The organism is Rhodanobacter sp. UC4451_H18, assembly GCF_052978225.1.
On the sequence record NZ_CM129663.1, the window covers coordinates 1,548,171 to 1,571,725 of the forward strand.

The following is a 23,555-nucleotide window of genomic DNA, read 5'->3' on the forward strand; positions in this document are numbered from 1 at the left end:
ACTCGGCCCGCGCATCGCGTAGATACCGTCTTGCCTCTCGTCAGGCAAGTGCGGTTTTGGGATCAAAAAATTTGCCGGAACGGATGACGCCCCAGGCGATGTGGAGCAGCTTGCGCATGGCTGCGCCCAAGGCAAGCTTGCGCGGCTTGCCGCGGGCTACCAGCCGATCGAACAAGGCACGCACGGCCACGTTGTGGCGGATGGCCGTCATCGCCGGCATGTAGAGCTTGGCGCGTAGCAGTGCATGACCCAGCTTGGACAGGCGACTTTGCCCCGCCCATTTGCCCGACTCGCGGATGGCGGGATTCATGCCGGCAAAGGCATCGAGCTTGCGCGGGTCGTCGAACCGGCGCAGGTCACCAGCGCATCCCAGCACAAAGGCCGCGGTGAGTTCGCCAATCCCGGGAATGGAGGACAGCAGATCGGTATCCCGGCGCAGGCCCGGGTCCGAGTCGATGTGGTTGTTGATTTCCTTCTTCAGCTCCGCGATCTGGGCGTCCAGCGTCTCCATCACGTCGGTGATGGAGCCGTGCACCGCACGATCACTGACATCCAGCCGGTTGCGTTCCATCTGGCGCATGCCCTCCAGGTCGTTCAGCCGGTGGATCAGGGCGCGCAACTTGCGCTGGGCGGGCGTCGGTGGTGTCCACGGACGCAAGGAGGTGCCTACCTGCAGCTGCGCCATCGCAAAACGGGAAATCAGCTTGGCGTCCGTGCGATCGGTCTTGGTGCGCGACAACTCGCTCTTGGCATAGGCGGCGACCTGGGCCGGATTGGCCACGTAAACGGTCACGCCGCGCTCCACCAGGAAGGTGGCCAGTGCCTCGTGGTACACGCCCGTCGCCTCCATGCACACCGCCGCTCCCGGCGCGTGGTGATCCATCCAGTCGCCCAGCATGTCAAGGCCCGCGGGCGTGTTGGGTAACTTGCCCTTGGTGCGGTACTTGCCCTTCGATTCCAGCGGCATGGCCACGTCAAAGGTGGCTTTGGCCACGTCGATACCCACCATCGGTTCGGTCATTGCAGTCAATCCTCATGAACGTTCGGACATCCGATCATCGAAGATCCGCCAAGCCGATCCTTACGCGTGCAGGCTCACGCCGGGGCGGGCCTAAGATACCGTTGCAGCTTGCGGCAGATAAAACGGAACGGGGGCGCGAATCTACGGCGCTGGCGCAAAGCCAAGGGAGCCCGACGGCGTCACCCCGTTCCCACCGATGATCAGTCGGCGATTCTCGTCCAGTCGCGAACCAGAATCGACACATAAGGAGCCCGCTCGCTGGCGATGTTTTGCTCTAGTGGTTGAGAGATCCAGAGCAAAAGCATCGCCCGCGAGCGGGCTCCTACAACAACACGCGTTTCAGCGGATAACGCGCTTCACCGCATCGATCACATGCGCCACGGTGAAGCCGAAGTGCTCGAACAGCTGCGGCGCAGGAGCGGAGGCGCCGAACGTGGTCATGCCGACCACTTCGCCGTCCAGGCCCACGTACTTGCGCCAGAAGTCGGCGGTGGCCGCCTCCACCGCCACCCGGGCGCGGCACCAGAGCGGCAGCACGCCTTCGCGGTATTCCAGCGGCTGCGCGTCGAACACCTCGGTGCACGGCATCGACACCACGCGCACGGCCACGCCCTGTTGCGCCAGCGCGCGCGAGGCTTCCATCGCCAGCTCCACTTCCGAACCGGTGGCGATCAGGATCGCCTGGAACTTCGTGTCCAGCGGATCGGACAGCACGTAGCCGCCGCGCAGGATGTCGGCGACCTGCTGAGTGCTGCGCTGCTGGTGCCTGAGGTTCTGCCGCGAGAAGATCAGGCAGGACGGCGCGCCCCTGCGCTCGATCGCCGCCTTCCACGACGCGGCCGACTCGACCGCATCGCACGGGCGCCACAGCTGGTTGTTCGGGATGTAGCGCAAGCTGGCCATGTGCTCGACCGGCTGATGGGTCGGGCCGTCCTCGCCCAGGCCGATCGAATCGTGCGTGTAGACGTGGATCGCGTGCGCCGGGATCAGCGCGCTCATGCGCACCGCGTTGCGTGCGTAGTCGGAGAACACCAGGAAGGTGGCATCGTAGGGAATGAAGCCGCCGTGCAGGGCCAGACCATTCGCGACCGCGGTCATGCCGAACTCGCGCACGCCGTAGTAGACGTAGTTGCCCTTGCCGTCCGCACTGTTGCCGGTGGCGGCGTCGAGGCTGCCCTTCCACTTGGTGAGATTGGAGCCGGCCAGGTCGGCCGAACCGCCGATCAGCTCCGGCAGCAACGGCGCAAACGCCTCGATGCTCATCTGCGAAGCCTTGCGCGAGGCCACTTCGGGACCGTCGGCCTGCAGCTTGTCGATGAACGCCTGCGACTTCGCGGCCCAGTCGGCCGGCAGTTCGCCGCGCATGCGGCGCTTGAACTCGGCGGCCAGTTCCGGATGCGCGGCGGCGTACCTGGCGAACGCATCGTTCCAGGCCTGTTCGGCGGCGGCGCCCTTGGCCTTGTGATCCCAACCGGCATAGATCTCGGCCGGGATCTCGAACGGTGCGTACTTCCAGCCCAGCTGCTCGCGCGCGGCGGCGATCTCGTCCTTGCCCAGCGGCGCGCCGTGGCTTTCCTCCTTGCCCTGCTTGTGTGGCGCGCCGAAGCCGATGACGGTTTTCGCGCAGATCAGGGTGGGCTTGTCGTGCCGCGTGGTGGCCTTGGCGATCGCCTGTTTGATCGCCTCGGCATCGTGCCCGTCCACGCCGCGGATCACGTTCCAGCCGTACGCCTCGAAGCGCGCCGGGGTGTCGTCGGTGAACCAGCCATGGACTTCACCGTCGATCGAGATGCCGTTGTCGTCGTAGATCGCCACCAGCTTGCCCAAGCCCCAGGTGCCGGCCAGCGAGACGACTTCGTGCGAGATGCCTTCCATCAGGCAGCCGTCGCCGAGGAATACGTAAGTGTGGTGATCGACCACATCGTGGCCCGGACGGTTGAAATGCGCCGCCAGTACCTTCTCGGCCAGCGCGAAGCCGACCGCATTCGCCAGGCCCTGGCCGAGCGGACCAGTGGTGGTCTCCACTCCCGGCGTTTCGCTGGCTTCCGGGTGGCCGGCGGTCTTCGAATGCAGCTGGCGGAAGCGCTTGAGCTGATCCATCGGCAGGTCGAAGCCGCTCAGGTGCAGCAGCGCGTACTGCAGCATCGAGCCGTGGCCGTTGGACAGCACGAAGCGGTCGCGGTTGGGCCACTTCGGGTTGGCCGGATTGAACTGCAGGAAGTCGTTCCACAGCACCTCGGCGATATCGGCCATGCCCATCGGCATGCCCGGATGACCGGACTTGGCCGCTTCCACGGCGTCCATGGCAAGGGCTCGCACGGCGTTGGCGAGTTCGCGGCGGGTGGTCATCGGGCGTCTCCGGAGGGTGCAAAAGCGCCCATTGTCGCCGATCCGGTCGCGCGGTGTCGCGCGCCGGACACGGCCCGGGGCACGGCCCGCATTCGGCCGGCTTAATCTGCGCTTAATACTGAACTAATGAGTATTGAATCTTTCGGGGCACCACCCATCTAAGTCTTCGTGTCGCCGCCCGTCTTGGGCGGGGCGCATTCGACAAACGGCCCTCCCCATCCGGGGCCAACTGTCCTGACCATTGGAGCCTCATCCATGAAAACCAAGAAAACACTGCTCGCCCTCGCTCTCGTCTCTGCCGGCCTGGTGGCCGTCCCCGCCGCCTTCGCGCAGAACGCGCCCGCCGACAACGCCGGCTGGTTCGTCAACGGCAACATCGGCCGCACCGCGATCAACCATGGGCCGTACGACGGCCATGACACCGGCTATGCCTTGAACGGCGGCTACCGTTGGTCGCTGGCGCCGAACTTCGCGCTGGGCGCCGAGGTGGGCTACAACGACCTGGGCAACATCCACGCCAAGAACATCTTCAACAGCGACCCGGTCGTCGCCGACAACAAGTCGCAGCTGCACGGCTGGACGGTGGGTGCCAATGCGCGCCTGGACATGACCCCCAACTGGTACCTCAGCGGCCGCGCGGGCCTGTACAGCTGGACCGGTCACGGCATGAACAACGACGTGAACCCGATCCGCAAGGGCCTGGACGACAACAGCTGGTACGCCGGCGCGGGCATCGGCTACAACATCACCCCGCAGCTCAGCGTGGGCGTGAACTACGACTACTTCGATGCCAACAAGGACAACATCGACCTCAGCACGGACATGGTCTCGGCCAGCGCCGAGTACCGTTTCTGAAGTTTCATCGTCTGACGCAAAAAAGGGCGCCGCAAGGCGCCCTTTTTCTTTCGCGGAAGCACTCCGGTGGTCAGCCGTTCCACTGCCCCAGCGCGGCCAGACCGTTGTCACGGGCGCGGGCGTGCACGATCTTTTGCGCCTCGGCGACGTTGGCCTTCAGGTCCTTCGACCACAACTGCAGCGCGGCCTGCTGCATCGCGCGGCCGTAGGAGAACGACAGCGGCCACGGGTGCGGGCCGATCTGGTTCATCGCGTTGAGATGCGCGGTGGACTGCTGATCGCTCTGCCCGCCGGAGAGGAACACGATGCCCGGCAGCGAGGCCGGCACGGTGGACTTGAGCACGCGCACGGTGGCCTCGGCCACTTCCTCGACGTCGACTTGCTCATCTGAGTCCTTGCCCGGAATGACCATGCTGACCTTCAGGATCGTGCCTTCGAGCATCACGTTCTGCTCGTACAGCGCGTTGAACAGGCTGCGCAGCACCGCCTCGTGCACTTCGTAGCTGACCTCGATGCTGTGGTCGCCGTCCATGATCACTTCGGGCTCGACCATCGGCACCAGGCCGGCCTCCTGGCACAGCGCGGCGTAACGAGCCAGCACGTGGCAGTTCGCCTCGATCGCGGTGGAGCTGGGGTTTTCCTCGGAGATGTTGATCACCGCGCGCCACTTGGCGAACTGGGCGCCCAGCTTCGCGTATTCCTGCAGGCGTTCGCGCAGGCCGTCGAGGCCTTCGGTGACCACGTCGCCGGGGAAACCGGCCAGCGGCTGCGGGCCCTTGTCGACCTTGATGCCGGGGATGATGCCGTTCTTCTTCATCACCTGGGTGAACGGCACGCCGTCCTTGGTGGACTGGCGGATCGTCTCGTCGAACAGGATCGCGCCGGAGATGTGCTCGGACAGGCCCGGCGTGGTCAGCAGCAACTCGCGGTAGGCGCGCCGGTTCTCTTCGGTGTTCTCGATGCCGACGGCCTCGAAGCGCTTGCGGATGGTGTTGGTCGACTCGTCGATCGCGATGATGCCCTTGCCGGGCGCAACCATCGCCAGGGCGACGCTTTCGAGATCTTCAATGCTCATTGGTGACTCCGCGATGGTGGGGGCGATGCCCGGCCACCCATGGTGGGCGCCGCCTCGAGAACGAAGCGGCATGGTGAAAAACGCCGATTATAGGCCAGATCGGGGCCACGACGGGCCGAAACGACGCCGCACCCCGCAGGCACTGCCGGCTCAGCTCAGGCCGGGTAGCCGGGCAGCTTGCACGGGGCCATCAGCTGGGCGCGCGCGGCCGGGTCCTTGGGACCGTTGAACACCACGATGTAATACGTGGCCACCGGCTGGTGGATGTTGTTGTTCAGCGACGGGCCGTAGCGGAAATTGGCCACTGCGCTGCGCGCCATCGGGCCGAGGTCGCTCTTCGGCTCCACCTTGGCCACCTGCACGTCCATCGGCACGCCATCGGAACCGACGGTGTAGGTCACCGCCACGCAGCCGGGCTTGTCCAGGTTGAGGCCGCTGTTGGGCGCATCCATCTGCACCTGGGTGTTGAGCAGGATCCAGTAGCGGTACAAGTCCTGCTGGTCGATCTTGACCGTCTGCGCCAGCACCGGCGCGGCGGCGCCCAGGGCGAGCGCGAACAGCACGCCGCGGCACACGGAGGAAAACGGGATGTTCATGGCAGGCTCCGGCAACGTGTCGATGGCCACAGTGTAGCTGCCTGCACGCCGCGCCAGCGTCAACGATGCCGCGGCGACGCGGCCGGTTCAGGCTTCACAGGTCGCGCAGGCTGTCGATGGTGCCGTCGGGGCCGACCGCGAGCAGCTTCAGCGTGTTGGTGCCGCCGACGTGGCCGACGCGGTCGCCGTAGGTGATCACCACGCTGTCACCCTGGACCAGCCTGTCCTGTTCGAACAGCAGGCGCACCGCGGCGCGGGTGGAAGCGGCCATGCTCTGTTTCTCGCCGTGGCTGAACTCCACCGGCTGGACGTCGCGCAGCAGCTGCATGCGCCGCCGTGCAGAGGCCGACGGCGACATGCCGTAGATCGGCACCGCGCTGCGGTAGCGCGACAGCCATTGCGCGGTGGCGCCGGATTCGGTCAATGCCACGATCGCCCGCACGCCGAGCTGGCCGGCCAGCATCATCGCGGCCAGCGCGATCGCCTGGTCGGTGCGGTCGAGTCGGTGGCCACCGGCGGAGAGGTCGTCCTTGGGCTCGAACTGGCGCTCGGCGCCGAGGCAGATCCGCGTCATCGCGGCCACCGCCTTGTCCGGATGCGCACCGGCGGCGGTTTCCTCCGACAGCATCACCGCATCGGTGCCGTCGATCACGGCATTGGCCACGTCGAGCACTTCGGCGCGGGTCGGGATCGGCGAGCGCACCATCGACTGCAGCATCTGGGTGGCGGTGATCACCGCGCGATTGCGCTGCACTGCCTCGCGGATGATCTTCTTCTGCAGGCCGGGCAGCTCGGCATCGCCGATCTCCACGCCCAGGTCGCCGCGCGCCACCATCACCACGTCGGAGGCGTCGATGATCTCGCCCAGTACCGGGATGGCGTCGGCGCGCTCGATCTTGGCCACCAGCGCGGCACGCCCGCCGGCCAGCTTGAGCAGGCGGCGGGCCTGGTGCATGTCGTCGGCCGAACGCACGAAGGACACGGCGAGGAAATCCGCGCCGATCTCGGCGGACAGCTGGATGTCCGCCTTGTCCTTGTCCGACAGCGCGTCGACGGAAAGCCCGCCGCCCTGCCGGTTGAGCCCCTTGCGGTTGGACAGCTTGCCGGCCACCAGCACCTCGCAGCGCACTTCGCTGCCGACCACCTCGCGCACGGTGAGCCCCACCAGTCCGTCGTCAAGCAACAGCACGTCACCGGCGCTCACGTCATCGGGCAAGCCGTAATAGCTCACGCCCACGCGGGTGGCGTCGCCGGGAGGCACGCCGGGGCGGCAATCGAGCACGAAGCTGGCACCTTCGACCAGCTGCACCGGGCCGTCGGCGAAGGTCTCGATGCGGATCTTCGGCCCCTGCAGATCGGCCAGCACGCCGACCTCGCGGCCCGCAGCCTCGGCCGCTTCGCGCACCGCCCGCGCGCGGGCGCGGTGATCATCGGGCTCGCCGTGCGAGAGGTTGAGGCGCACGACGTCGACGCCTTCGTCGATGAGCTTGCGCAGCGCGCCCGGTGCGTCAGTGGCCGGGCCGAGGGTGGCGACGATCTTGGTGCGGCGGATTTTGGAAATGAGCATCAGCTGAGCCTAGCAGAATCGTCACGCCGCGCCGCCGGTCCACGCTCAACGCGCAGCGGAACCGGCGCCGAGCGCCAGGTTGAGCAATTGCGCGAGGCGACGGCCGGCTTCGCGCAGGCGGCGGTCGGCCACAGGCAGCCAGGTCGACACGTAGCCCGGGGTGATCTTGTGGCCGGCGGGGTAGAAGCCGGCCTCGGCGGTGATCCGGCACGACTCCTGCGCCCACTGCGCGTAGGGGTTGTCCAGCGGCGCGCTCGGCGCCGGCAACGGCACCGGCACCGCCGAATCCAGGCGCTGCGCGTACTGCTGCCAGTCCAGCCCACGGGTGTAGAGCATGCCGGAGTCCCACACCCGGTGCAGGTTGCTGCCCTTGCCGTCGAACTGCACCTGATAGGTGTTGCCGCCCTTGTCCTCGCGATAGCCGGCATGCAAGGGCTGGTGGACGTCGCCGACGAAATGCACCACGAACTTCAGCGCCCGGCGGCGCACGGCGTCCGGCTTGCTGCGGTCGCCCAGCACACCCACGTAGTACTGCAGCGCCGCCACCACGCAGCGACCGTCGCGGCAATCGCGCGGCGGCACGTAGTCGCACGAGGGGCCACCGCGGAAATTGATGTAGTGCTGGCTGCGTGTCTGCTTCCACAGATTCGCCATGGCCGGATCGTCCTGCATCTGGTCGGCCCAGTTGGCGACGTCGCCCAGCGAATCGGTATGCTCCGGCGCCAGCAGGCGCTGGACCTCGGCTTCCGCAGCGGGGCTCAAGTGCCGCTGCGCCAGCTCGGCGACCACGCTGTGGCCGAGCGGCCCCCACGCCAGCGCCGGCGTAACCAGCAGGCAGGCGAGCACGGCGGTGGTGGCGCGACGGGCGAAGCTCATGCGAGTCATTCCGGCAAGGGAGGGATCGCCGCAGTCTGCCACAGAGCACTGCGGCTTTTTGCCGCCGCCGGCGCGCACCACGGCCCGCGGGGCAGGCAGGCACCCGGAAATGGCGGTAAAATCGGCGTTCTTTCCGCCGCGCTCGCGGCATCCTTCAGGAGGACGTTCCCTCATGACCATCAAGGTCGGCATCAACGGCTTCGGCCGCATCGGTCGCAACGTGCTGCGCGCCGCCGTGGAGAACTTCGGCAACGACATCGAGATCGTGGCGATCAACGACCTGCTGGAGCCCGATTACCTGGCCTACATGCTGAAGCACGACTCCGTGCACGGCCGCTTCGATGGCGACGTGGAGGTCGACGGCAACCACCTGGTGGTCAACGGCAAGCGCATCCGTCTGACCCAGGAGCGCGACCCGGCCAACCTGAAGTGGAACGAGGTGAACGCCGAAGTGGTGATCGAATCCACCGGCCTGTTCCTGACCAAGGAATCGGCGCAGAAACACATCGACGCCGGCGCGAAGAAGGTGATCCTGTCCGCGCCGTCGAAGGACGCCACGCCGATGTTCGTCTACGGCGTCAACGACAAGACCTACAAGGGCGAAGCGATCATCTCCAACGCCAGCTGCACCACCAACTGCCTGGCGCCGGTGGCCAAGGTGCTCAACGACAAGTGGGGCATCAAGCGCGGCCTGATGACCACGGTGCACGCCGCCACCGCCACCCAGAAAACCGTGGACGGCCCCAGCAACAAGGACTGGCGCGGCGGCCGCGGCATCCTGGAGAACATCATCCCGTCCTCCACCGGCGCGGCCAAGGCGGTCGGCGTGGTGATCCCCGAGCTCAACAAGAAACTCACCGGCATGAGCTTCCGCGTGCCGACCTCCGACGTGTCGGTGGTCGACCTCACCGTGGAGCTGGAGAAGCCTGCGACCTACGAGGAAATCAAGGCCGAGATGAAGGCGCAGAGCGAAGGCGCCCTCAGGGGCATCCTGGGCTACACGGAGGACAAGGTGGTGGCCACCGACTTCCGCGGCGACGCGCGCACCTCGATCTTCGACGCCGATGCCGGCATCGCGCTGGACGACAGCTTCGTCAAGCTGGTCAGCTGGTACGACAACGAGTGGGGCTACTCGAACAAGTGCCTGGAGATGGTGCGCGTGGTCGCCGCGTAAAGCCTCACGTCACATCGCAGAGAACCCGTGCCGGCTGCCCGACACGGGTTTTCCGCGGGCATCCGGATTTGACTGTAGGTTGGAATGCGTTCGACGGTGGCATTTGAATTCATGGCTGTGTAGCTAACTGGCCTGAGTCTACCTTTGCTTCGACAGCCTCCCAGACCGGACGACGAAATCTGTGCCAACCGGGGCTCGTTGCGGGCAACGAGGAATTCGCTGTCTAGCCACGTGACCTTCACAGCGAATGGCCGGCATACCATACAAGTGCGTATAGGGCACCATCCGCACGAAGCGGATGCTGCGGAAACCAGACCAGATCACATGGTGTCCTCACGTCATTCGGCGCGTTGCGCAGCGGAAGTTGAACTGGCTCGACGCGACGTTTCCCGTTTGCGCAAGCGCCTCTTGCCCGTGCTCGGCACCGCCGCTTGGTCGTACGCCTCACGCGCCGTGGCCGCGATCTCCCGAAGCGCCGGGGCCAGCGGCGAGCGCTTGCGCCAGATGAGCCCGATGGTCCGTTTGGGCGCGGGCGCGACAAAGCGCCGGATCGAGAGCGCGGCGTGTTTCGCCTCGGTGGCGACGGCAAGCTCGGGCAGCAGCGTCACGCCTGTGCCCGTCGCGACCATCTGCGCCAGTGTCGAAAGGCTCGTGGCCCGGAACGCGAGTTCGCGGGCTTGCGCACTCGAGCAGAACGCGAGCGATTGCTGGCGGAAGCAGTGCCCGTCATCGAGCAGGAGCACGCACTCGTTCTTCAACTCCGAGGGTTTGGCGAGACCCTTCTTCGCCCCAAGCAGGTGGCCCACAGGCGTCGCCAGCACAAACGGATCCGTGCCGATGGTCTCGTATTCGACGTCGCCGATCTCGGCTTCGAGCGCCAGCAGCGCGGCATCGAGCGAACCCTCTTCGAGGCGCTGCACCAGCAGCGCGGTCTTCTCTTCGGTCCAGAGCAGGGTCAGGCGCCGGTAGGTCTTGCGCAGCGCGGTGTTCAGGCGCGGCAGCAGGTACGGCGAAACGGTCGGGATGACCCCGATGCGCAAGGTGCCTGAAAGCGGATCGGCAGAGCGCTGCGCGAGCACCTCGAGGTCACCGGTTTCACGCAGGATGAGCCGGGCGCGTTCGATGATTTCCCGCCCGGGGCCGGTGAGGATGACGCGCCGCCGATCGCGTTCGAACAGCCGTACGCCCAGTGCCTGCTCCATTTGCGCGAGCTGCGCACTCAGCGCCGGCTGCGAGACGAAACAGCCCTCGGCGGCCTTGCGGAAGCTGAGCGAATCGGCGACGGCAACCGCGTACTGGAGTTGCCGCAGGGTCAGGTGATGCGAAACGATTTCCATAAGGCAAGGTTATCAAATTCATACAGACAATGTCTTGGGAATATCAGCCCAGGGCGCGCACAGTGGAGGCGCGAAAGAGGAGGAAACATCATGTCCGCTCATCTCAAACCCTCGGCCATCGGCGCTGCGCCGCGCATCGACATGGGCATCGGCGAGGTCCAGCGTGCCGCCATCGCCGAAGGCCTGTCGCGCCTGTTGGCCGACACCTACACACTGTACCTGACCACCCACAACTTCCACTGGAACGTCACCGGCCCGATGTTCAACACCCTGCACGAGATGTTCATGGCGCAGTACACCGAGCTTTGGGCGACGGTCGACCAGATCGCCGAACGCATCCGCGCGCTGGGCCATGTGGCGCCCGGGTCCTATGCGGACTTCAGCAAACTGTCGTCACTGCCCGACGTGCCCGCCGAACCGCCGAAAGCGCTCGACATGGTGCGCATCCTGGTTGAAGGCCACGAGTCGGTGGCGCGCACCGCGCGCGAACTTTTTCCGCGCGCCGACCAGGCGGGCGACGAGGCCACGGCCGACCTGCTGACCCAGCGCCTCGCGGCGCACGAAAAGACGGCATGGATGCTGCGCGCGCTGCTGGAGAAGTGATGCCGTGCGGGCCAGACACGCACGCCAAGGCCGGCTCGTGGTTGCGCGGCGGCGTGTGGATCCGGGTGCAAGATCCGGGCTATTCCGATCACGCGTGACGCGCGCGGGACGGGTGCAAGCCTTGCCGGGCCTTGAACCATGACCGCGCTGGAACATGCGATCCGCGGCGCTTTCGCGCCGGCCGCCGCCGCGCCGGACACGGCGTCGAACGCCCGCACCTCGGCGCGCATCCGCAGCGCGCTCGCCGGTCGCGGCGGGCTGCGCTCGCGGCTGCTGTTTCTCGGCCCGGCGGTGATCGCCTCGATTGCCTACCTCGACCCGGGCAACTATGCGACCAACATCCAGGCCGGCGCGCGTTACGGTTTCAGCCTGCTGTGGGTCGTCATCGCCGCCAATCTGATCGCGATGCTGTTCCAGGCGCTGTCGGCGCGGCTGGGCATCGCCACCGGCAGGAACCTGGCCGAGGTGAGCCGCGACCGGCTGCCGCGCCGGCTGGTCTGGGCCATGTGGCTGATCTCCGAAGTCGCGGCGATGGCGACCGACCTCGCCGAGTTTCTCGGCGGCGCGCTGGGCTTCGCGCTGCTGTCCGGGCTGCCGCTGGTCTGGGCCATGCTGCTGACGGCCATCGTCACCTACCTGCTCCTGGTGCTGGGCAGCCACGGATTCCGGCCGATGGAGAGGATGATCGGCAGCTTCGTCGTCGTCATCAGCCTGTGCTATCTGCTCGAGGTGTTCATCGCGCCGGTCGACTGGGCGGCGGCGGGCCGGGGGATGGTGACGCCGAAGCTGGCCGATCTCGGCGCCCTGGTGATCGCAGTCGGCATCATCGGCGCGACCATCATGCCGCACGCGCTGTTCCTGCACTCCGGCCTCGCGGCGGAACGTGTGCCGCTGGCGACGCCGGCCGAGAAGCGCAAGCTGCTGCACTATTCCAACCTCGAAGTGGCAGGCGCGCTCGGCGTCGCCGGGATGGTCAACATGGCGATGGTGATCATGGCCGCCGCGGCCTTCCATCTCGGCCACCCCGACGTGGACCGGATCGAGACCGCCTATCATTCGCTCACGCCGCTCCTGGGCAGTCTTGCGGCGAGCGCGTTCCTGGTGTCCCTGATCGCATCGGGCATTTCCAGCTCGGTGGTCGGAACGATGGCCGGGCAGCTCATCATGCAGGGCTTCGTGCACCGGCGCATCCCGATCTGGCTGCGGCGCGCGGTGACGATGCTGCCGGCGTTCGCCGTCGTCGCCTGGGGCGTCGATGCCACCCGCGCGCTGGTGCTCAGCCAGGTGGTGCTGTCGGTGGCCCTGCCGGTGCCGATACTGGCGCTGCTGTGGTTTGCCTCGCGCCGCGCGGTGATGGGCGAGTTCGCGATCGGCTGGCCGCTGCGGCTCACCGCCGCGGCCGGCGCCGCCATCGTGCTGGGGCTGAACGGCGCGCTCCTGCTCGCTGCCGCCGGCGTGCCGATCCCCGGCTTCGCCATGTAGGGTGGCCCGCCGGCGCTATCCGTGCGACCTGGAAAAGTGGAGGCATGTCGGCACTGGGCAACGCTTGGCGCCAGCCCGTCGCCGCGGCGTCGTTGATCGGTTTGTGGTCATAAGGCGAGGTTATCAAATTCATACAGACAATGTCTTGGGAATATCAGGCCAGGGCGCGCACAGTGGAATCCCGAAAGGGACAACCCCTGGTCCGAGGAAGTAAACCATGTCCGCCCAACCGAAATGTCCGTTTGCCCAACCCACCGCCGCGGCAAGTGAAGTGAAGTCCAACCGCGAATGGTGGCCCAATCAATTGAACCTCAAGATCCTGCACCAGTACGCGCCGGCGACCAGCCCCATGGGGCCGTCGTTCAACTACGCCGAAGCCTTCAGGAAGATCGACTACAAGGCGCTCAAGAAGGACCTCCTCGCGCTGATGACCGAATCGCAGGACTGGTGGCCGGCCGACTACGGCAACTACGGCCCGCTGTTCTTGCGCATGGCCTGGCACGCGGCGGGTACCTACCGCACCGGCGATGGCCGTGGCGGCGCCGGCATGGGCCAGCAGCGCTTCGCGCCGCTCAACAGTTGGCCCGACAACGTGCTGCTCGATCGCGCGCGCCGCTTGCTGTGGCCGATCAAGAAAAAGTATGGCAACCAGCTGTCGTGGGCCGACCTGATCGTGCTGGCCGGCAACTGCGGCCTGGAGACGATGGGCTTCAAGACCTTCGGCTTCGGCGGCGGGCGCGCCGACGTGTACGAGCCCGACGAGTCGGTGTACTGGGGCTCGGAAAAGGAGTGGATGGACGACAAGCGCAACAGCCGCAACGATCTGGAGAACCCGCTGGCGGCCGTGCAGATGGGCCTGATCTATGTGAATCCCGAAGGCCCGGGTGGCAATCAGGATCCATTGCAGACCGCCAAGGAAGTGCGCGAAACCTTCGCGCGCATGGCGATGAACGATTATGAAACCGTGGCGATCACCGCCGGCGGGCATACCTTCGGCAAGACCCATGGCGCCGGCAGTGCAACCCACGTCGGGCCCGCGCCGGAAGCGGCCGGCCTCGAGGCCCAGGGCCTCGGCTGGCAAAGCACCTTCCGCAGCGGCAAGGGCGATGATGCGATCGGCAGCGGCCTCGAAGGCTCGTGGACGCCCACGCCGACCACGTGGGACATGAGTTACTTCGACGTGCTGTTCGGCAATGAATGGGTGCAGGCCACGAGCCCCGCCGGCGCCAAGCAGTGGGTGCCGAAACAGAACACCGACCGCAACATGGCGCCCGCCGCACACAACGCCACCAAAAGAGTGCCGATCATGATGACCGACGCCGACATGGCGCTGCGCTACGACCCGGAATACGAGAAGGTCTCCCGTCATTTCCACAAACATCCGGAAGAGTTCGCCGATGCCTTTGCCCGCGGCTGGTTCAAGCTCACCCACCGCGACATGGGCCCGAAGGCGCGCTACATCGGTCCGGAAGTGCCAGCCGAAGACCTGATCTGGCAGGACCCGATTCCCAAGGTCAACCACAAGCTGATCGGCGACCACGAAATCAGTGCGATCAAGAAGCGGCTGCTGGGGTCGGATCTGTCGGTGCGGGAACTGGTGTACACCGCCTGGTCCGCGGCCTCGACCTTCCGTGGTTCGGACAAGCGCGGCGGTGCCAATGGTGCGCGCATCCGTCTTGCGCCGCAACGAGACTGGGAGGTCAACCAGCCGGGGCAACTGGCGAAGGTGTTGCAGACGTTGGAAGGCATCAGGGCGGACTTCAACAAGATGGCGCCCGCCGGCAAGCAGGTATCATTTGCCGACTTGATCGTGCTGGGCGGTTGCGCGGCCGTCGAGAAAGCCGCGAAGGACGCCGGCCACCCGCTGGAGGTACCGTTCACACCGGGCCGCATGGATGCAACGCAGGAACAGACCGATGTCGAGTCCTTCGCCGCGCTCGAACCGATCGCCGACGGCTTCCGCAACTACCGCAGCGACAAGTTCAAGGAGATCGCCACTGAAGCCTTCCTGGTCGACAAGGCGCAGCTTCTGAACCTGTCCGCGCCGGAAATGACGGTGCTGGTTGGTGGATTGCGGGTGCTGGGCGCCAATTACGGCGGCAGCGAGCACGGCGTGTTCACCAATCGCGTCGGGTCGCTGACGAACGATTTCTTCGTCAACCTGCTCGACATGAACAACGAGTGGGAGCCCATCTCGGACGCCAAGGAAGCATTCGAAGTCCGCGACCGCAAGACCGGCAAGGTCAAGTGGACTGCCAGCCGTGCGGATCTGGTGTTCGGCTCGAACTCGCAGTTGCGTGCGATCGCGGAGGTCTACGGGCAGGACGATGCGCACGGCAAGTTCGTCGAGGACTTCGTCGCGGCTTGGAACAAGGTGATGAACGCGGACCGCTTCGAACTCGCGTAGGGCTGTTCCGGCAATGCCACGGGGTTCACGCCCCGTGGCATCCCTTGATCGCCAAGGCACCGCAAGGCGCCACGGCGATTTGCTCTGTAGGAATCGGCATCTCACGCATCGGGGTACTTTGGAACGACTGCGTTCGCGCGTCGTGTCTGTACAGGCGACCCAGAATCGGCCTTAGTTAGAACAAGCGGGTACTACAGCCGTCCGCTCAGCCTCGATTGCGCATTCCCCTTCGCTTTCGTGCACGCGCATCGCGCACAACTTCTCCAAGCCGAGCAGATCATTCAACGGCTTCCCCCACAGCGAAATCCAGTTTTCAAGTCAGCACGGTGCGCCGCCATCCCACATTTCAATCCGGTTTTCATAACGAAGAGCACGGCACCAACCCACCCCGGAACCAACACTTGAATCCGGACACCCTTCCTTGATGCCTGGCCGGTGCCCGACCAATCCTCGACCTCGGTCGCCTCAGCGCTCGAGCAAGGGACGCTTGTTCGGCACGCCATCCCACTTCGCGGCGTCTTCCATCGCGGCGATCTTGCTGGTCAGCACCGGCCACTCCTGCGCCAGTTCGGCGTTGATCGACATGAAGATCTCCTGCCCGGCCGGTACGTCCAGCTCGGGGAAGATCGCGCCCACCGGACACTCCTCCACGCACAAGGTGCAGTCGATGCACTCGTCCGGATCGATCACCAGGAAATTCGGGCCGGCATGGAAGCAGTCGACCGGGCACACCTCGACGCAATCGGTGTGCTTGCAGTTGATGCAGTTGTCGGTGACGACGTGCGTCATCATGCCTCCTTCCGCAGCCTCGCCGCGGTAACTACAGTGTCCGCGGCAACTGCTGCCGTGACCATGATCCAGATCAGTGTGCCACGGTCGCCGCCCACGCAGAATCCTTCCGATTCCTCATCTTCCCCAAGGAGCGACACCATGCGCAAACTGATTGCCGTTGCCCTGCTCGGGCTGCTCTCCACTCCGTTGATGGCTGCCGAGTGCGCCACCACCATCGAGGGCAGCGATGCGATGCAGTTCAACAAGAAGACCATCACCGTGCCGAGTACCTGCAAGACCTTCAAGGTCACGCTCAAGCACACCGGCAAGCTGCCGGTCACCGCGATGGGCCACAACTGGGTGCTGTCGCACGCCTCGGATGAAGCCGGCGTGGTCGCCGACGGCATGAAGGCCGGCGCGGCCAACAGCTACGAGAAGCCCGGTGACAGCCGCATCATCGCCCACACCAAGCTGATCGGCGCCGGCGAGAGCGACACCGCCACGATCAACGTGGCCAAGCTCAAGGCCGGCGAGCAGTACGCGTTCTTCTGCACCTTCCCCGGCCATGCCGCCCTGATGAAGGGCACGCTGAGCCTCGGCAAGTAAGCTTTGCCGCAACGGCAGCGCGCCCGGCCGAGATGGCCGGGTGCGCCTTTTCTGCGTCACGCGTCCGTTTCGTGCACCCTGCCCCGACATGAACCCAGCCGAGCCCTTCAACGAAACCGCCATCGCCACGCTGGTCGACCACTTCTACGAGAAGGTGCGGCGCGATCCGGAGATCGGCCCGGTGTTCAATGCAGCCGTGCACGACTGGGACGAGCACAAGCGCCTGCTGACCTCGTTCTGGTGTTCGGTGGCGCTGCGTGCGGGCAGCTATCGCGGCAACCCGATGGCAGCACACCGCCCGCACCCGATCCGCGCCGAGCATTTCGATCGCTGGCTGGCACTGTGGCGTGAAACCTGCGGCGAGGAACTCGATCCGGTCCACGCCGAGCACATGCTGGAGTACGCCCAGCGCATCGGCCGCAGCCTGAAGTACGGCCTGGGCCTGCACCCCGAAGCGAAGCCGTTCGGCGTGCCTGTGATCGGTATCCATCGCTGATCGGCCACACCCCGATTCGCGCAAGGCCATTGCAGTAGCGCAGGGCGGGCATTGCCCGCCCTGCGCGCACGGGGCAATCGAAGGCTCTGCTCAGCCCAGCGCTTTCAGCGCGGCGGCGTAATCCGGCTCGTCGCCGATCTCGCCCACCAGCTCGGTGTGCAGCACCTTGTCGTGCTCGTCCAGCACCACCACTGCCCGGGCGGCAAGGCCGGCCAGCGGGCCGTCGGCGATCGCCACGCCGTAATCGGCGAGGAATGCGCGGCCGCGCATCATCGACAGGTTGACCACCTGGTCCAGCCCTTCCGCGCCGCAAAACCGCTTCTGCGCAAACGGCAGGTCGGCGGAAATGCACAGCACCACGGTGTTGTCGAGCTTGCCCGCGGCCTCGTTGAAGTGGCGCACCGAGGCCGCGCAGGTCGGCGTGTCGACGCTGGGGAAGATGTTGAGCACCTTGCGCTTGCCGGCGAAACGCGACAGCCCGGCGTCGGAAAGGTCGCCCGCCACCAGCGAAAACGCCGGTGCGGCCGCGCCGACCGCGGGAAAGCTGCCGTCGACGCGAACCGGCTTGCCGTGGAGGGTAACTGTGGACATGGTGCGACTCCTGCTTTGTGAAAGGCTACAAGTAGAACATGGTCTTGGCCAGAAACACGATGCCGACCATCAGCGCCAGCACGATGCGGTGGGTGTGCTTGAACCGGCAGACGTCCATTTTGCCGTGGCGCATCGCCCACATCGCGTTGACGAACACGCCCAGTACGCCAAACGCCAGTACCACCTTGAGCAGCAGCCAGTTGCCGAAGCGCGAGCCGATGCAGGCAAAGCCGTCGCAGCGGATGTCGAACAGCATGAAGCCGCTGGCGAACAGCAGCACTACCACCACCGGCATGTAGCGCCGCACCCGCGCCATCACCGCCTGCTCGATGCGCTGCATGGTGACGATGTCGAAGTGCTTGTGCAGCGACTCCACCACGATCACCTCGAACGCCACCGCACCGACGAACACGATGGCGCAGGCCAGGTGCAGCAGAACGATCCACGGATACCAGGCAAGCATGCGCGTTGGCCATGAGAAAAAACCAACGCCCAGCATCCGCCGCCCAAGCGGCGCCGGCCATGACCTGCATCAACCGGTACCGGCGGCGCAGCCGCTGCACGGTCTGTGACAATCCGCCCCGCGTCGCCGCCATCGCGGTTGACCTGCATCAGGGCCGCCGCCGCGCGCCGCCGCGAGCATGTCCCCTGCCGATTGCCGGCATTCGCGTTCTTTCGCCACCCGTGGCAAGTCGAGGCTCCGCGTGAACAGTGTCGCCCCCCTCATCCATCCGTTGCGCCACGCCGGGCGGCGTTGGGTCCACGAAGCGCTCGAGTGCCTGGCCCAGGAAGCCGCGCGCTCGGCCGATACGCACCTGCTGAAACTCAACTTCCCCGGCTTCCACGGCATCGACTTCTACTTCAAGGACGAGGCGAGCCATCCCAGCGGCAGCCTCAAGCACCGGCTGGCGCGCTCGCTGTACCTGTACGCGCTGTGCAACGGCCGGCTCGGCCCGGACCAGACGGTGGTCGACGCCTCCTCCGGCAGCACCGCGATCTCCGAGGCCTGGTTCGCGCGCCTGCTCGGCCTGCGTTTCGTCGCGGTGATGCCGGCGTGCACCGCGCCGGGGAAAATCCGCGACGTGCAGGCGCTGGGCGGCGAGGTCGACCTGGTGGACGACCCCGCCAAGGTGCATGCGCGCGCCGCCGAGCACGCGGCGCGCGGCGCCTGTCACCTGGATCAGTTCGGCCTGGCCGAGCGCGCCACCGACTGGCGCGGCAACAACAACATCGCCGAGTCGATCATCGGCCAGCTCGCCCGCGAACGCTCGCCCGAGCCGCACTGGATCGTCTGCGGCGCAGGCACCGGCGGCACCTCGGCCACGATCGGCCGCTATCTGCGTTATCGCCGCCTGCACACGCGGCTGTGCATCGCCGACCCCGTCGGCAGCGGTTTCGTGTGCGGCTGGCAAAACAACGACCGCAGCGCCGTGGCCAGCCGCCCCACCCTGATCGAAGGCATCGGCCGGCCGCGGGTCGAGCCGGGCTTCGTGTTCGAAGTGGTGGACCACGTGATCGGCGTGCCGGACGAAGCCTCCATCGCCGGCGCGTGGCTGCTCGGCGAGCTGTTCGGGCATCGCTACGGCGGCTCCTCGGGCACCAACTTCGTCGCCTGCCTGACCCTGGCGGCCACGATGCGCGCCGAAGGCCAGCGCGGCAGCATCGTCAGCCTCCTGTGCGATCGCGGCGAGCGCTACGCCGAAACCCTGTTCGACCCGCACTGGTTGACCGCGCATGGCATCGACCGCTCGCACAGCGAAGCGTCGCTGCGCCACAGCATCGAGACCGGCTGCGCACCGCTGCGCCGGGCAGCCTCCGCCTGACGCCGCGCCAATCCGCCGCAGGCACCGCCGGGCCGATTTGACCATGGTCAACACCGGCCACCCGCAGCCGGCCCATGCTGGCTTCCATATTTCACGGGAGACACGGCGATGGGCAGACTGAGCGGCAAGGTGGCACTGGTGACCGGCGCCGCCGTGGGCATCGGCGCCGCCTGCGCGCGCCGGCTGCTGGAAGCCGGCGCGAAAGTGGCGCTGGTCGACATGCACGACGGACCGGGCCAGCAGCTGGCCGCGGAACTCGGCGAGGGCGCGCGCTATTTCCACGCCGACGTGGCGGTAGAGGCCGAGGTGGCCGCGGCGATAGCCGGCACGGTCGCCGCGTTTGGACGTCTGGACGTCCTGGTCAACAACGCCGGCATCGCCGGCGCGAACAAGCCGACCCACGAAATCACCGAAGCCGAGTGGGACCGGGTGCAGGCGATCAACGTGAAGGGCGTGTTCTTCTGCATCAAGCACGCGATCGCGCCGCTGCGCGCGGCCGGCGGCGGCAGCATCATCAACCTGTCGTCGATCTACGGCCTGGTCGGCGCGCCGGATTCACCGCCCTACCACGCGTCCAAAGGTGCGGTGCGGCTGATGAGCAAGACCGACGCGGTGCTGTATGCGCCCGATCGCATCCGCGTCAACTCGATCCACCCCGGTTTCATCTGGACGCCGATGGTGGAACAGCATATCGCCTCGATGGGCGGCGACCCCGCCGCGCACCGGCGCGAGGTCGGCGCACTGCACCCGCTGGGCCACATGGGCGAGCCCGACGACATCGCCTGGGGCGTAGTCTATCTCGCGTCCGAGGAAGCGAAATTCGTGACCGGCAGCGAGCTGGTCATCGATGGCGGCTACACCTGCCGCTGACCATCCCCCGCTGGAGGAATCCACCATGTTCAAGCACATTTTGCTGCCCACCGACGGCTCCGAGCTGTCGCTGCGCGCGGTCGACACCGGCATCGAACTGGCCGCCAGGCTGGGCGCTCGCGTGTACGCGTTCCACGTCATCGCGCCGTTCCCTGCCTCGGTCTACTTCGCCGAGTTCGTCGTGGCCAACGAACCGGGCTACACCCGCGAAGCCATCGCCAATGCCGAACGCTACCTGGCCGACGTGCGCCAGCGCGCGAAAGCCGCCGGCGTTCCCTGCGAGGGCAGCCACGAGATCGACGCGCGCCCCTATTCGGCCATCGTCGGGGCCGCCCGCAAGCAGCAGTGCGACCTGATCGTGATGGCCTCGCACGGCTGGCGTGGCTTCGACCGCCTGCTGCTGGGCAGCGAAACGCACAAGGTGATCCTCAACGGCGATTTGCCGGTACTGGTGTGCCGCTGAGCGACGGTATCGGCGGGGGCGGCCAGCGGCTCGGCGCATGAGCGAAGGCAGACCACCCCAACCGGCCGGTCGCCCCGGCCTCGATCCGGCCGAGGCGGCGCGGCGACTGGCCGAGCACGGCCCGAACCTGCTGCCGGGCAGCACGCCGAAGAGTCTGGCCGGGATCGTCCGCGGCGTGCTGACCGAGCCGATGTTCCTGATGCTGCTGGTCGCCGGCGGCCTGTACCTGGCGCTCGGCGACCGCGCCGAAGCAATGTTCCTGCTGTCGGCCGTGTTCGTGATCATCGGCATCACGCTGATGCAGGAACGCAAGACCCAGCGGGCTCTGGAGTCGCTGCGCGAGCTGTCCGCGCCGCGCGCGCTGGTGATCCGCGGCGGCGAGGAAATCCGCGTGCCGGGCCGCGAGGTGGTGGTCGGCGACCTGCTGGTGCTGCATGAAGGCGACCGCATCGCCGCCGACGGGTGGCTGCTGGACGGGCACCTGGACGTCAACGAGTCGTTGCTCACCGGCGAGGCGGTGCCGGTCACCAAGCTGCCGGGTGCGGACGCCGGCCAGTTGTTCGCCAGTACCGTGGTGACCAAGGGCGTCGGCGTCGCCGAGGTTTACGCCATCGCCGGGTCCACCGCGGTCGGTCGCATCGGCCAGGCGCTCAGCACCACCGTCGAGCCTGTCTCGGGCCTGCAGCGGGCTTCGCGCCGGCTGATCCGTCGGCTCGCCGCCGGCGGCCTGCTGCTGGCCACGGCGTATGCGCTGCTCGGCTGGCTGTGGGACGGCCACGGCCTGCTGCAGAGCGTGCTGGCCGGGATCGCGCTGACCATGGCGATCCTGCCCGAGGAGATCCCGGTGATCCTCACCGTGTTCCTCGCGCTCGGCGCATGGCGCATCTCCAGGCACAAGGTGCTGACCCGCCGGGTGCCGGCGGTGGAGGCGCTGGGCGCGATCTCGGTACTGGCGGCCGACAAGACCGGAACGCTGACCCAGAACCGCATGGAGGTGGCTGAATTGCGTCTGCCCGACGACAGCGCGCACGGCGAAGGCGATACCGAGTTGCCCGAGCCATTCCACGCGCTGGCCGAGTTCGCCATGCTGGCGACGCCGGCCGATCCGTTTGACCCGATGGAGAAGGCGATCCAGCAGTTCGGCCTGCGTTGGCTCACCGGCACCGAGCACGTACATGCGGAGTGGGCGCCGGAGTTCGAGTACGCGCTGTCGCCGGAGATCCTGGCGATGACCCACGTGTTTCGCGGCAGTGCGCGCGACGCGCACCTGCTGGCCACCAAGGGCGCGCCGGAGGCGGTGATCGACCTGTGCCACCTGAGCGATGCCGAGGCGGCGGCGATCCTGCGCCAGGTGGATGCAATGGCCGAGCGCGGCCTGCGCGTGCTCGGCGTGGCCCGCGGCGAGTGGCAAGGCGAGGCGTGGCCGCGCAGCCAGCACGACTTCGAGTTCCGCTTCCTCGGTCTGCTCGGTTTCGTCGACCCGCCGCGCCCCGAAGTGCCGGCGGCGATCGCCGAATGCCGCAGCGCCGGCATCCGCATCATCATGATGACCGGCGACCACCCGGCCACCGCGCGGGCGATCGCGCGCGAGGTGGGCTTGAGCGAGCGCGCCGAGGTCGTCACCGGCGTGGAAATGGCTGCACTGGACGACGCCGCGTTGCGCGAACGCCTGCATTGCGTCGACCTGTGCGCACGGCTCCAGCCCGAGCAGAAACTGCGCCTGGTGCAGCTGCTGCGCGAAGGAGGCGAGGTGGTGGCGATGACCGGCGACGGCGTCAACGATGCGCCCGCGCTGAAGGCCGCCGACGTCGGCGTGGCGATGGGCGAGCGCGGCACCGACGTGGCGCGCGAGGCGGCCGCCCTGGTGCTGCTGGACGACAGCTTCGCCAGCATCGTCAACGCGATCCGCCAGGGCCGGCGCATCTACGCCAACATCACCAAGGCCACCCGCTTCGTGTTCGCCGTGCACATGCCGATCATCGCGCTGGCGCTGGTGCCGACCCTGCTGCACTGGCCGGTGCTGCTGATGCCGGTGCACATCGTGCTGCTGGAGCTCTTGATCGACCCGGCCTGCTCGATCGTGTTCGAGGCCGAACCTGCCGACGACGACATCATGCAAGGGCCGCCGCGCGCACCGTCGGATTCGCCGTTCGCCGCCGCCAACCTGCGCCACGCGGTGATCCAGGGCCTGGGTTTTGCCGGCATCCTGCTGCTGGGCTACGGCTTGCTGCTGGGCCAGAACCTGGACGCGACGCAAAGCCGCAGCGCCGTGTTCATCGCACTGGTGATCGGACTGTTCCTGCTGACCCTGGCCAACCGCGACCTGACCCATCCCGCATTGGCCCGCCATCCGGCGAAGAACCCGTGGCTGGCGCGGATGTTCGGCGCCGTGGCACTGATGCTGGCGGTCGTGATCGGCGTGCCCTTCCTCCGCGGCGTGATGAGCCTGGCCGTGCCGGCGCCGCTCAGCCTGCTCGCCGCCGCCGCGATGCTGGCCGCCGCCGTCGCGTGGCTGGAACTGCTGCGCCGCGCGACGCGCGGAAGGTTGCGCAAGGCAGCTGTGCGCTGAAACAGCGTTTGCGTCCGGTGCCGA

21 protein-coding genes are annotated in these 23,555 nt (G+C 67.1%); 11 read left to right on the top strand and 10 right to left on the bottom strand.

The window, feature by feature from the left end; all coding sequences use genetic code 11:
• Positions 1 to 40: 40 nt before the first annotated feature.
• Both ACVCMG_RS07145 and tkt read right to left on the bottom strand, forming a co-directional pair.
• Positions 41 to 1,021: an IS110 family transposase gene (locus tag ACVCMG_RS07145; RefSeq protein ID WP_395118692.1), complete on the bottom strand. Its 981-nt coding sequence runs from the start codon at positions 1,019 to 1,021 to the stop codon at positions 41 to 43.
• A 339-nt stretch (positions 1,022 to 1,360) separates the two neighbouring features.
• Positions 1,361 to 3,370, bottom strand: a complete 2,010-nt coding sequence (gene tkt, locus ACVCMG_RS07150; protein ID WP_447115233.1) for a transketolase — start codon at positions 3,368 to 3,370, stop codon at positions 1,361 to 1,363.
• A 255-nt stretch (positions 3,371 to 3,625) separates the two neighbouring features.
• Here tkt and ACVCMG_RS07155 point away from each other — a divergent pair, with 255 nt between their 5' ends.
• Positions 3,626 to 4,225: an outer membrane protein gene (locus tag ACVCMG_RS07155; protein ID WP_447115234.1), complete on the top strand. Its 600-nt coding sequence runs from the start codon at positions 3,626 to 3,628 to the stop codon at positions 4,223 to 4,225.
• Positions 4,226 to 4,295: 70 nt separating this feature from the next.
• Here the strand turns inward: ACVCMG_RS07155 and ACVCMG_RS07160 are convergent, their stop codons facing one another.
• From ACVCMG_RS07160 to ACVCMG_RS07175, 4 genes are all read right to left on the bottom strand, one after another.
• Positions 4,296 to 5,300 (bottom strand): class I fructose-bisphosphate aldolase, encoded by a 1,005-nt coding sequence (locus tag ACVCMG_RS07160; protein WP_447115235.1) that lies wholly within the window; start codon positions 5,298 to 5,300, stop codon positions 4,296 to 4,298.
• Positions 5,301 to 5,455: 155 nt separating this feature from the next.
• A complete protein-coding gene (locus ACVCMG_RS07165; protein WP_447115236.1) occupies positions 5,456 to 5,896 on the bottom strand; it encodes an energy transducer TonB in 441 nt (146 codons plus the stop codon).
• Between the two features lie 94 nt (positions 5,897 to 5,990).
• Positions 5,991 to 7,463, bottom strand: a complete 1,473-nt coding sequence (gene pyk / locus ACVCMG_RS07170) for a pyruvate kinase (protein ID WP_447115237.1) — start codon at positions 7,461 to 7,463, stop codon at positions 5,991 to 5,993.
• A gap of 45 nt (positions 7,464 to 7,508) precedes the next feature.
• The gene (locus ACVCMG_RS07175; RefSeq protein WP_447115238.1) at positions 7,509 to 8,339 is read right to left on the bottom strand and encodes a S1/P1 nuclease; all 831 of its coding nucleotides are present in this window, start codon (positions 8,337 to 8,339) and stop codon (positions 7,509 to 7,511) included.
• A 172-nt stretch (positions 8,340 to 8,511) separates the two neighbouring features.
• Between ACVCMG_RS07175 and gap the strand changes: the two genes are divergently transcribed.
• Positions 8,512 to 9,513, top strand: a complete 1,002-nt coding sequence (gap, locus tag ACVCMG_RS07180; RefSeq protein ID WP_447115239.1) for a type I glyceraldehyde-3-phosphate dehydrogenase — start codon at positions 8,512 to 8,514, stop codon at positions 9,511 to 9,513.
• 338 nt (positions 9,514 to 9,851) lie between these two features.
• Here the strand turns inward: gap and ACVCMG_RS07185 are convergent, their stop codons facing one another.
• Entirely contained in the window at positions 9,852 to 10,850 is a 999-nt protein-coding gene (locus ACVCMG_RS07185; RefSeq protein WP_447105601.1) for a LysR substrate-binding domain-containing protein, read from the bottom strand.
• 90 nt (positions 10,851 to 10,940) lie between these two features.
• Between ACVCMG_RS07185 and ACVCMG_RS07190 the strand changes: the two genes are divergently transcribed.
• The 3 genes from ACVCMG_RS07190 (at position 10,941) to katG (ending at position 15,342) form a co-directional block, all read left to right on the top strand.
• Complete coding sequence (locus ACVCMG_RS07190; RefSeq protein WP_447105600.1) at positions 10,941 to 11,453, top strand: Dps family protein; 513 nt, start codon at positions 10,941 to 10,943, stop codon at positions 11,451 to 11,453.
• 138 nt (positions 11,454 to 11,591) lie between these two features.
• On the top strand, positions 11,592 to 12,935 hold the full coding sequence (locus ACVCMG_RS07195) for an Nramp family divalent metal transporter (protein WP_447115240.1): 1,344 nt from the start codon (positions 11,592 to 11,594) through the stop codon (positions 12,933 to 12,935).
• Positions 12,936 to 13,152: 217 nt separating this feature from the next.
• Entirely contained in the window at positions 13,153 to 15,342 is a 2,190-nt protein-coding gene (gene katG / locus ACVCMG_RS07200) for a catalase/peroxidase HPI (protein ID WP_447115241.1), read from the top strand.
• A gap of 465 nt (positions 15,343 to 15,807) precedes the next feature.
• On the opposite strand, the gene fdxA is transcribed toward katG, so the two are convergent.
• On the bottom strand, positions 15,808 to 16,131 hold the full coding sequence (gene fdxA / locus ACVCMG_RS07205; RefSeq protein WP_447107184.1) for a ferredoxin FdxA: 324 nt from the start codon (positions 16,129 to 16,131) through the stop codon (positions 15,808 to 15,810).
• Between the two features lie 141 nt (positions 16,132 to 16,272).
• Here fdxA and azu point away from each other — a divergent pair, with 141 nt between their 5' ends.
• Both azu and ACVCMG_RS07215 read left to right on the top strand, forming a co-directional pair.
• Positions 16,273 to 16,719, top strand: a complete 447-nt coding sequence (gene azu, locus ACVCMG_RS07210; RefSeq protein WP_395116448.1) for an azurin — start codon at positions 16,273 to 16,275, stop codon at positions 16,717 to 16,719.
• 88 nt (positions 16,720 to 16,807) lie between these two features.
• Positions 16,808 to 17,215, top strand: coding sequence for a group III truncated hemoglobin (locus ACVCMG_RS07215; protein ID WP_447105597.1), 408 nt, complete (start codon positions 16,808 to 16,810; stop codon positions 17,213 to 17,215).
• A 90-nt stretch (positions 17,216 to 17,305) separates the two neighbouring features.
• On the opposite strand, the gene tpx is transcribed toward ACVCMG_RS07215, so the two are convergent.
• Positions 17,306 to 17,806: a thiol peroxidase gene (tpx, locus tag ACVCMG_RS07220; protein WP_395116444.1), complete on the bottom strand. Its 501-nt coding sequence runs from the start codon at positions 17,804 to 17,806 to the stop codon at positions 17,306 to 17,308.
• A gap of 25 nt (positions 17,807 to 17,831) precedes the next feature.
• On the bottom strand, positions 17,832 to 18,269 hold the full coding sequence (locus ACVCMG_RS07225; protein ID WP_447105596.1) for a CopD family copper resistance protein: 438 nt from the start codon (positions 18,267 to 18,269) through the stop codon (positions 17,832 to 17,834).
• A 241-nt stretch (positions 18,270 to 18,510) separates the two neighbouring features.
• Between ACVCMG_RS07225 and ACVCMG_RS07230 the strand changes: the two genes are divergently transcribed.
• The 4 genes from ACVCMG_RS07230 (at position 18,511) to ACVCMG_RS07245 (ending at position 23,531) form a co-directional block, all read left to right on the top strand.
• Positions 18,511 to 19,629, top strand: a complete 1,119-nt coding sequence (locus ACVCMG_RS07230; RefSeq protein WP_447105595.1) for a PLP-dependent cysteine synthase family protein — start codon at positions 18,511 to 18,513, stop codon at positions 19,627 to 19,629.
• Between the two features lie 108 nt (positions 19,630 to 19,737).
• On the top strand, positions 19,738 to 20,499 hold the full coding sequence (locus ACVCMG_RS07235; protein WP_447105594.1) for a glucose 1-dehydrogenase: 762 nt from the start codon (positions 19,738 to 19,740) through the stop codon (positions 20,497 to 20,499).
• 25 nt (positions 20,500 to 20,524) lie between these two features.
• Positions 20,525 to 20,962, top strand: a complete 438-nt coding sequence (locus ACVCMG_RS07240; protein ID WP_136257612.1) for a universal stress protein — start codon at positions 20,525 to 20,527, stop codon at positions 20,960 to 20,962.
• Positions 20,963 to 20,999: 37 nt separating this feature from the next.
• Positions 21,000 to 23,531 carry a cation-translocating P-type ATPase gene (locus ACVCMG_RS07245; RefSeq protein ID WP_447115242.1) on the top strand — a complete coding sequence of 844 codons (2,532 nt, stop codon included), beginning with the start codon at positions 21,000 to 21,002 and terminating at the stop codon, positions 23,529 to 23,531.
• Positions 23,532 to 23,555 lie beyond the last annotated feature (24 nt).

What these genes read in the sequence shown, in the direction of transcription:
- ACVCMG_RS07155 (WP_447115234.1), top strand. Translation starts at nt 3,626, where the DNA reads ATGAAAACCAAGAAAACACTGCTCGCCCTCGCTCTCGTCTCTGCCGGC.
- ACVCMG_RS07185 (WP_447105601.1), bottom strand. Translation starts at nt 10,850, where the DNA reads ATGGAAATCGTTTCGCATCACCTGACCCTGCGGCAACTCCAGTACGCG.
- ACVCMG_RS07195 (WP_447115240.1), top strand. Translation starts at nt 11,592, where the DNA reads ATGACCGCGCTGGAACATGCGATCCGCGGCGCTTTCGCGCCGGCCGCC.
- fdxA (WP_447107184.1), bottom strand. Translation starts at nt 16,131, where the DNA reads ATGACGCACGTCGTCACCGACAACTGCATCAACTGCAAGCACACCGAT.
- ACVCMG_RS07240 (WP_136257612.1), top strand. Translation starts at nt 20,525, where the DNA reads ATGTTCAAGCACATTTTGCTGCCCACCGACGGCTCCGAGCTGTCGCTG.
- ACVCMG_RS07245 (WP_447115242.1), top strand. Translation starts at nt 21,000, where the DNA reads ATGAGCGAAGGCAGACCACCCCAACCGGCCGGTCGCCCCGGCCTCGAT.
- tpx (WP_395116444.1), bottom strand. Translation starts at nt 17,806, where the DNA reads ATGTCCACAGTTACCCTCCACGGCAAGCCGGTTCGCGTCGACGGCAGC.
- ACVCMG_RS07145 (WP_395118692.1), bottom strand. Translation starts at nt 1,021, where the DNA reads ATGACCGAACCGATGGTGGGTATCGACGTGGCCAAAGCCACCTTTGAC.
- tkt (WP_447115233.1), bottom strand. Translation starts at nt 3,370, where the DNA reads ATGACCACCCGCCGCGAACTCGCCAACGCCGTGCGAGCCCTTGCCATG.
- ACVCMG_RS07190 (WP_447105600.1), top strand. Translation starts at nt 10,941, where the DNA reads ATGTCCGCTCATCTCAAACCCTCGGCCATCGGCGCTGCGCCGCGCATC.
- ACVCMG_RS07215 (WP_447105597.1), top strand. Translation starts at nt 16,808, where the DNA reads ATGAACCCAGCCGAGCCCTTCAACGAAACCGCCATCGCCACGCTGGTC.
- gap (WP_447115239.1), top strand. Translation starts at nt 8,512, where the DNA reads ATGACCATCAAGGTCGGCATCAACGGCTTCGGCCGCATCGGTCGCAAC.
- pyk (WP_447115237.1), bottom strand. Translation starts at nt 7,463, where the DNA reads ATGCTCATTTCCAAAATCCGCCGCACCAAGATCGTCGCCACCCTCGGC.
- ACVCMG_RS07160 (WP_447115235.1), bottom strand. Translation starts at nt 5,300, where the DNA reads ATGAGCATTGAAGATCTCGAAAGCGTCGCCCTGGCGATGGTTGCGCCC.
- ACVCMG_RS07175 (WP_447115238.1), bottom strand. Translation starts at nt 8,339, where the DNA reads ATGAGCTTCGCCCGTCGCGCCACCACCGCCGTGCTCGCCTGCCTGCTG.
- katG (WP_447115241.1), top strand. Translation starts at nt 13,153, where the DNA reads ATGTCCGCCCAACCGAAATGTCCGTTTGCCCAACCCACCGCCGCGGCA.
- azu (WP_395116448.1), top strand. Translation starts at nt 16,273, where the DNA reads ATGCGCAAACTGATTGCCGTTGCCCTGCTCGGGCTGCTCTCCACTCCG.
- ACVCMG_RS07235 (WP_447105594.1), top strand. Translation starts at nt 19,738, where the DNA reads ATGGGCAGACTGAGCGGCAAGGTGGCACTGGTGACCGGCGCCGCCGTG.
- ACVCMG_RS07165 (WP_447115236.1), bottom strand. Translation starts at nt 5,896, where the DNA reads ATGAACATCCCGTTTTCCTCCGTGTGCCGCGGCGTGCTGTTCGCGCTC.
- ACVCMG_RS07225 (WP_447105596.1), bottom strand. Translation starts at nt 18,269, where the DNA reads ATGCTTGCCTGGTATCCGTGGATCGTTCTGCTGCACCTGGCCTGCGCC.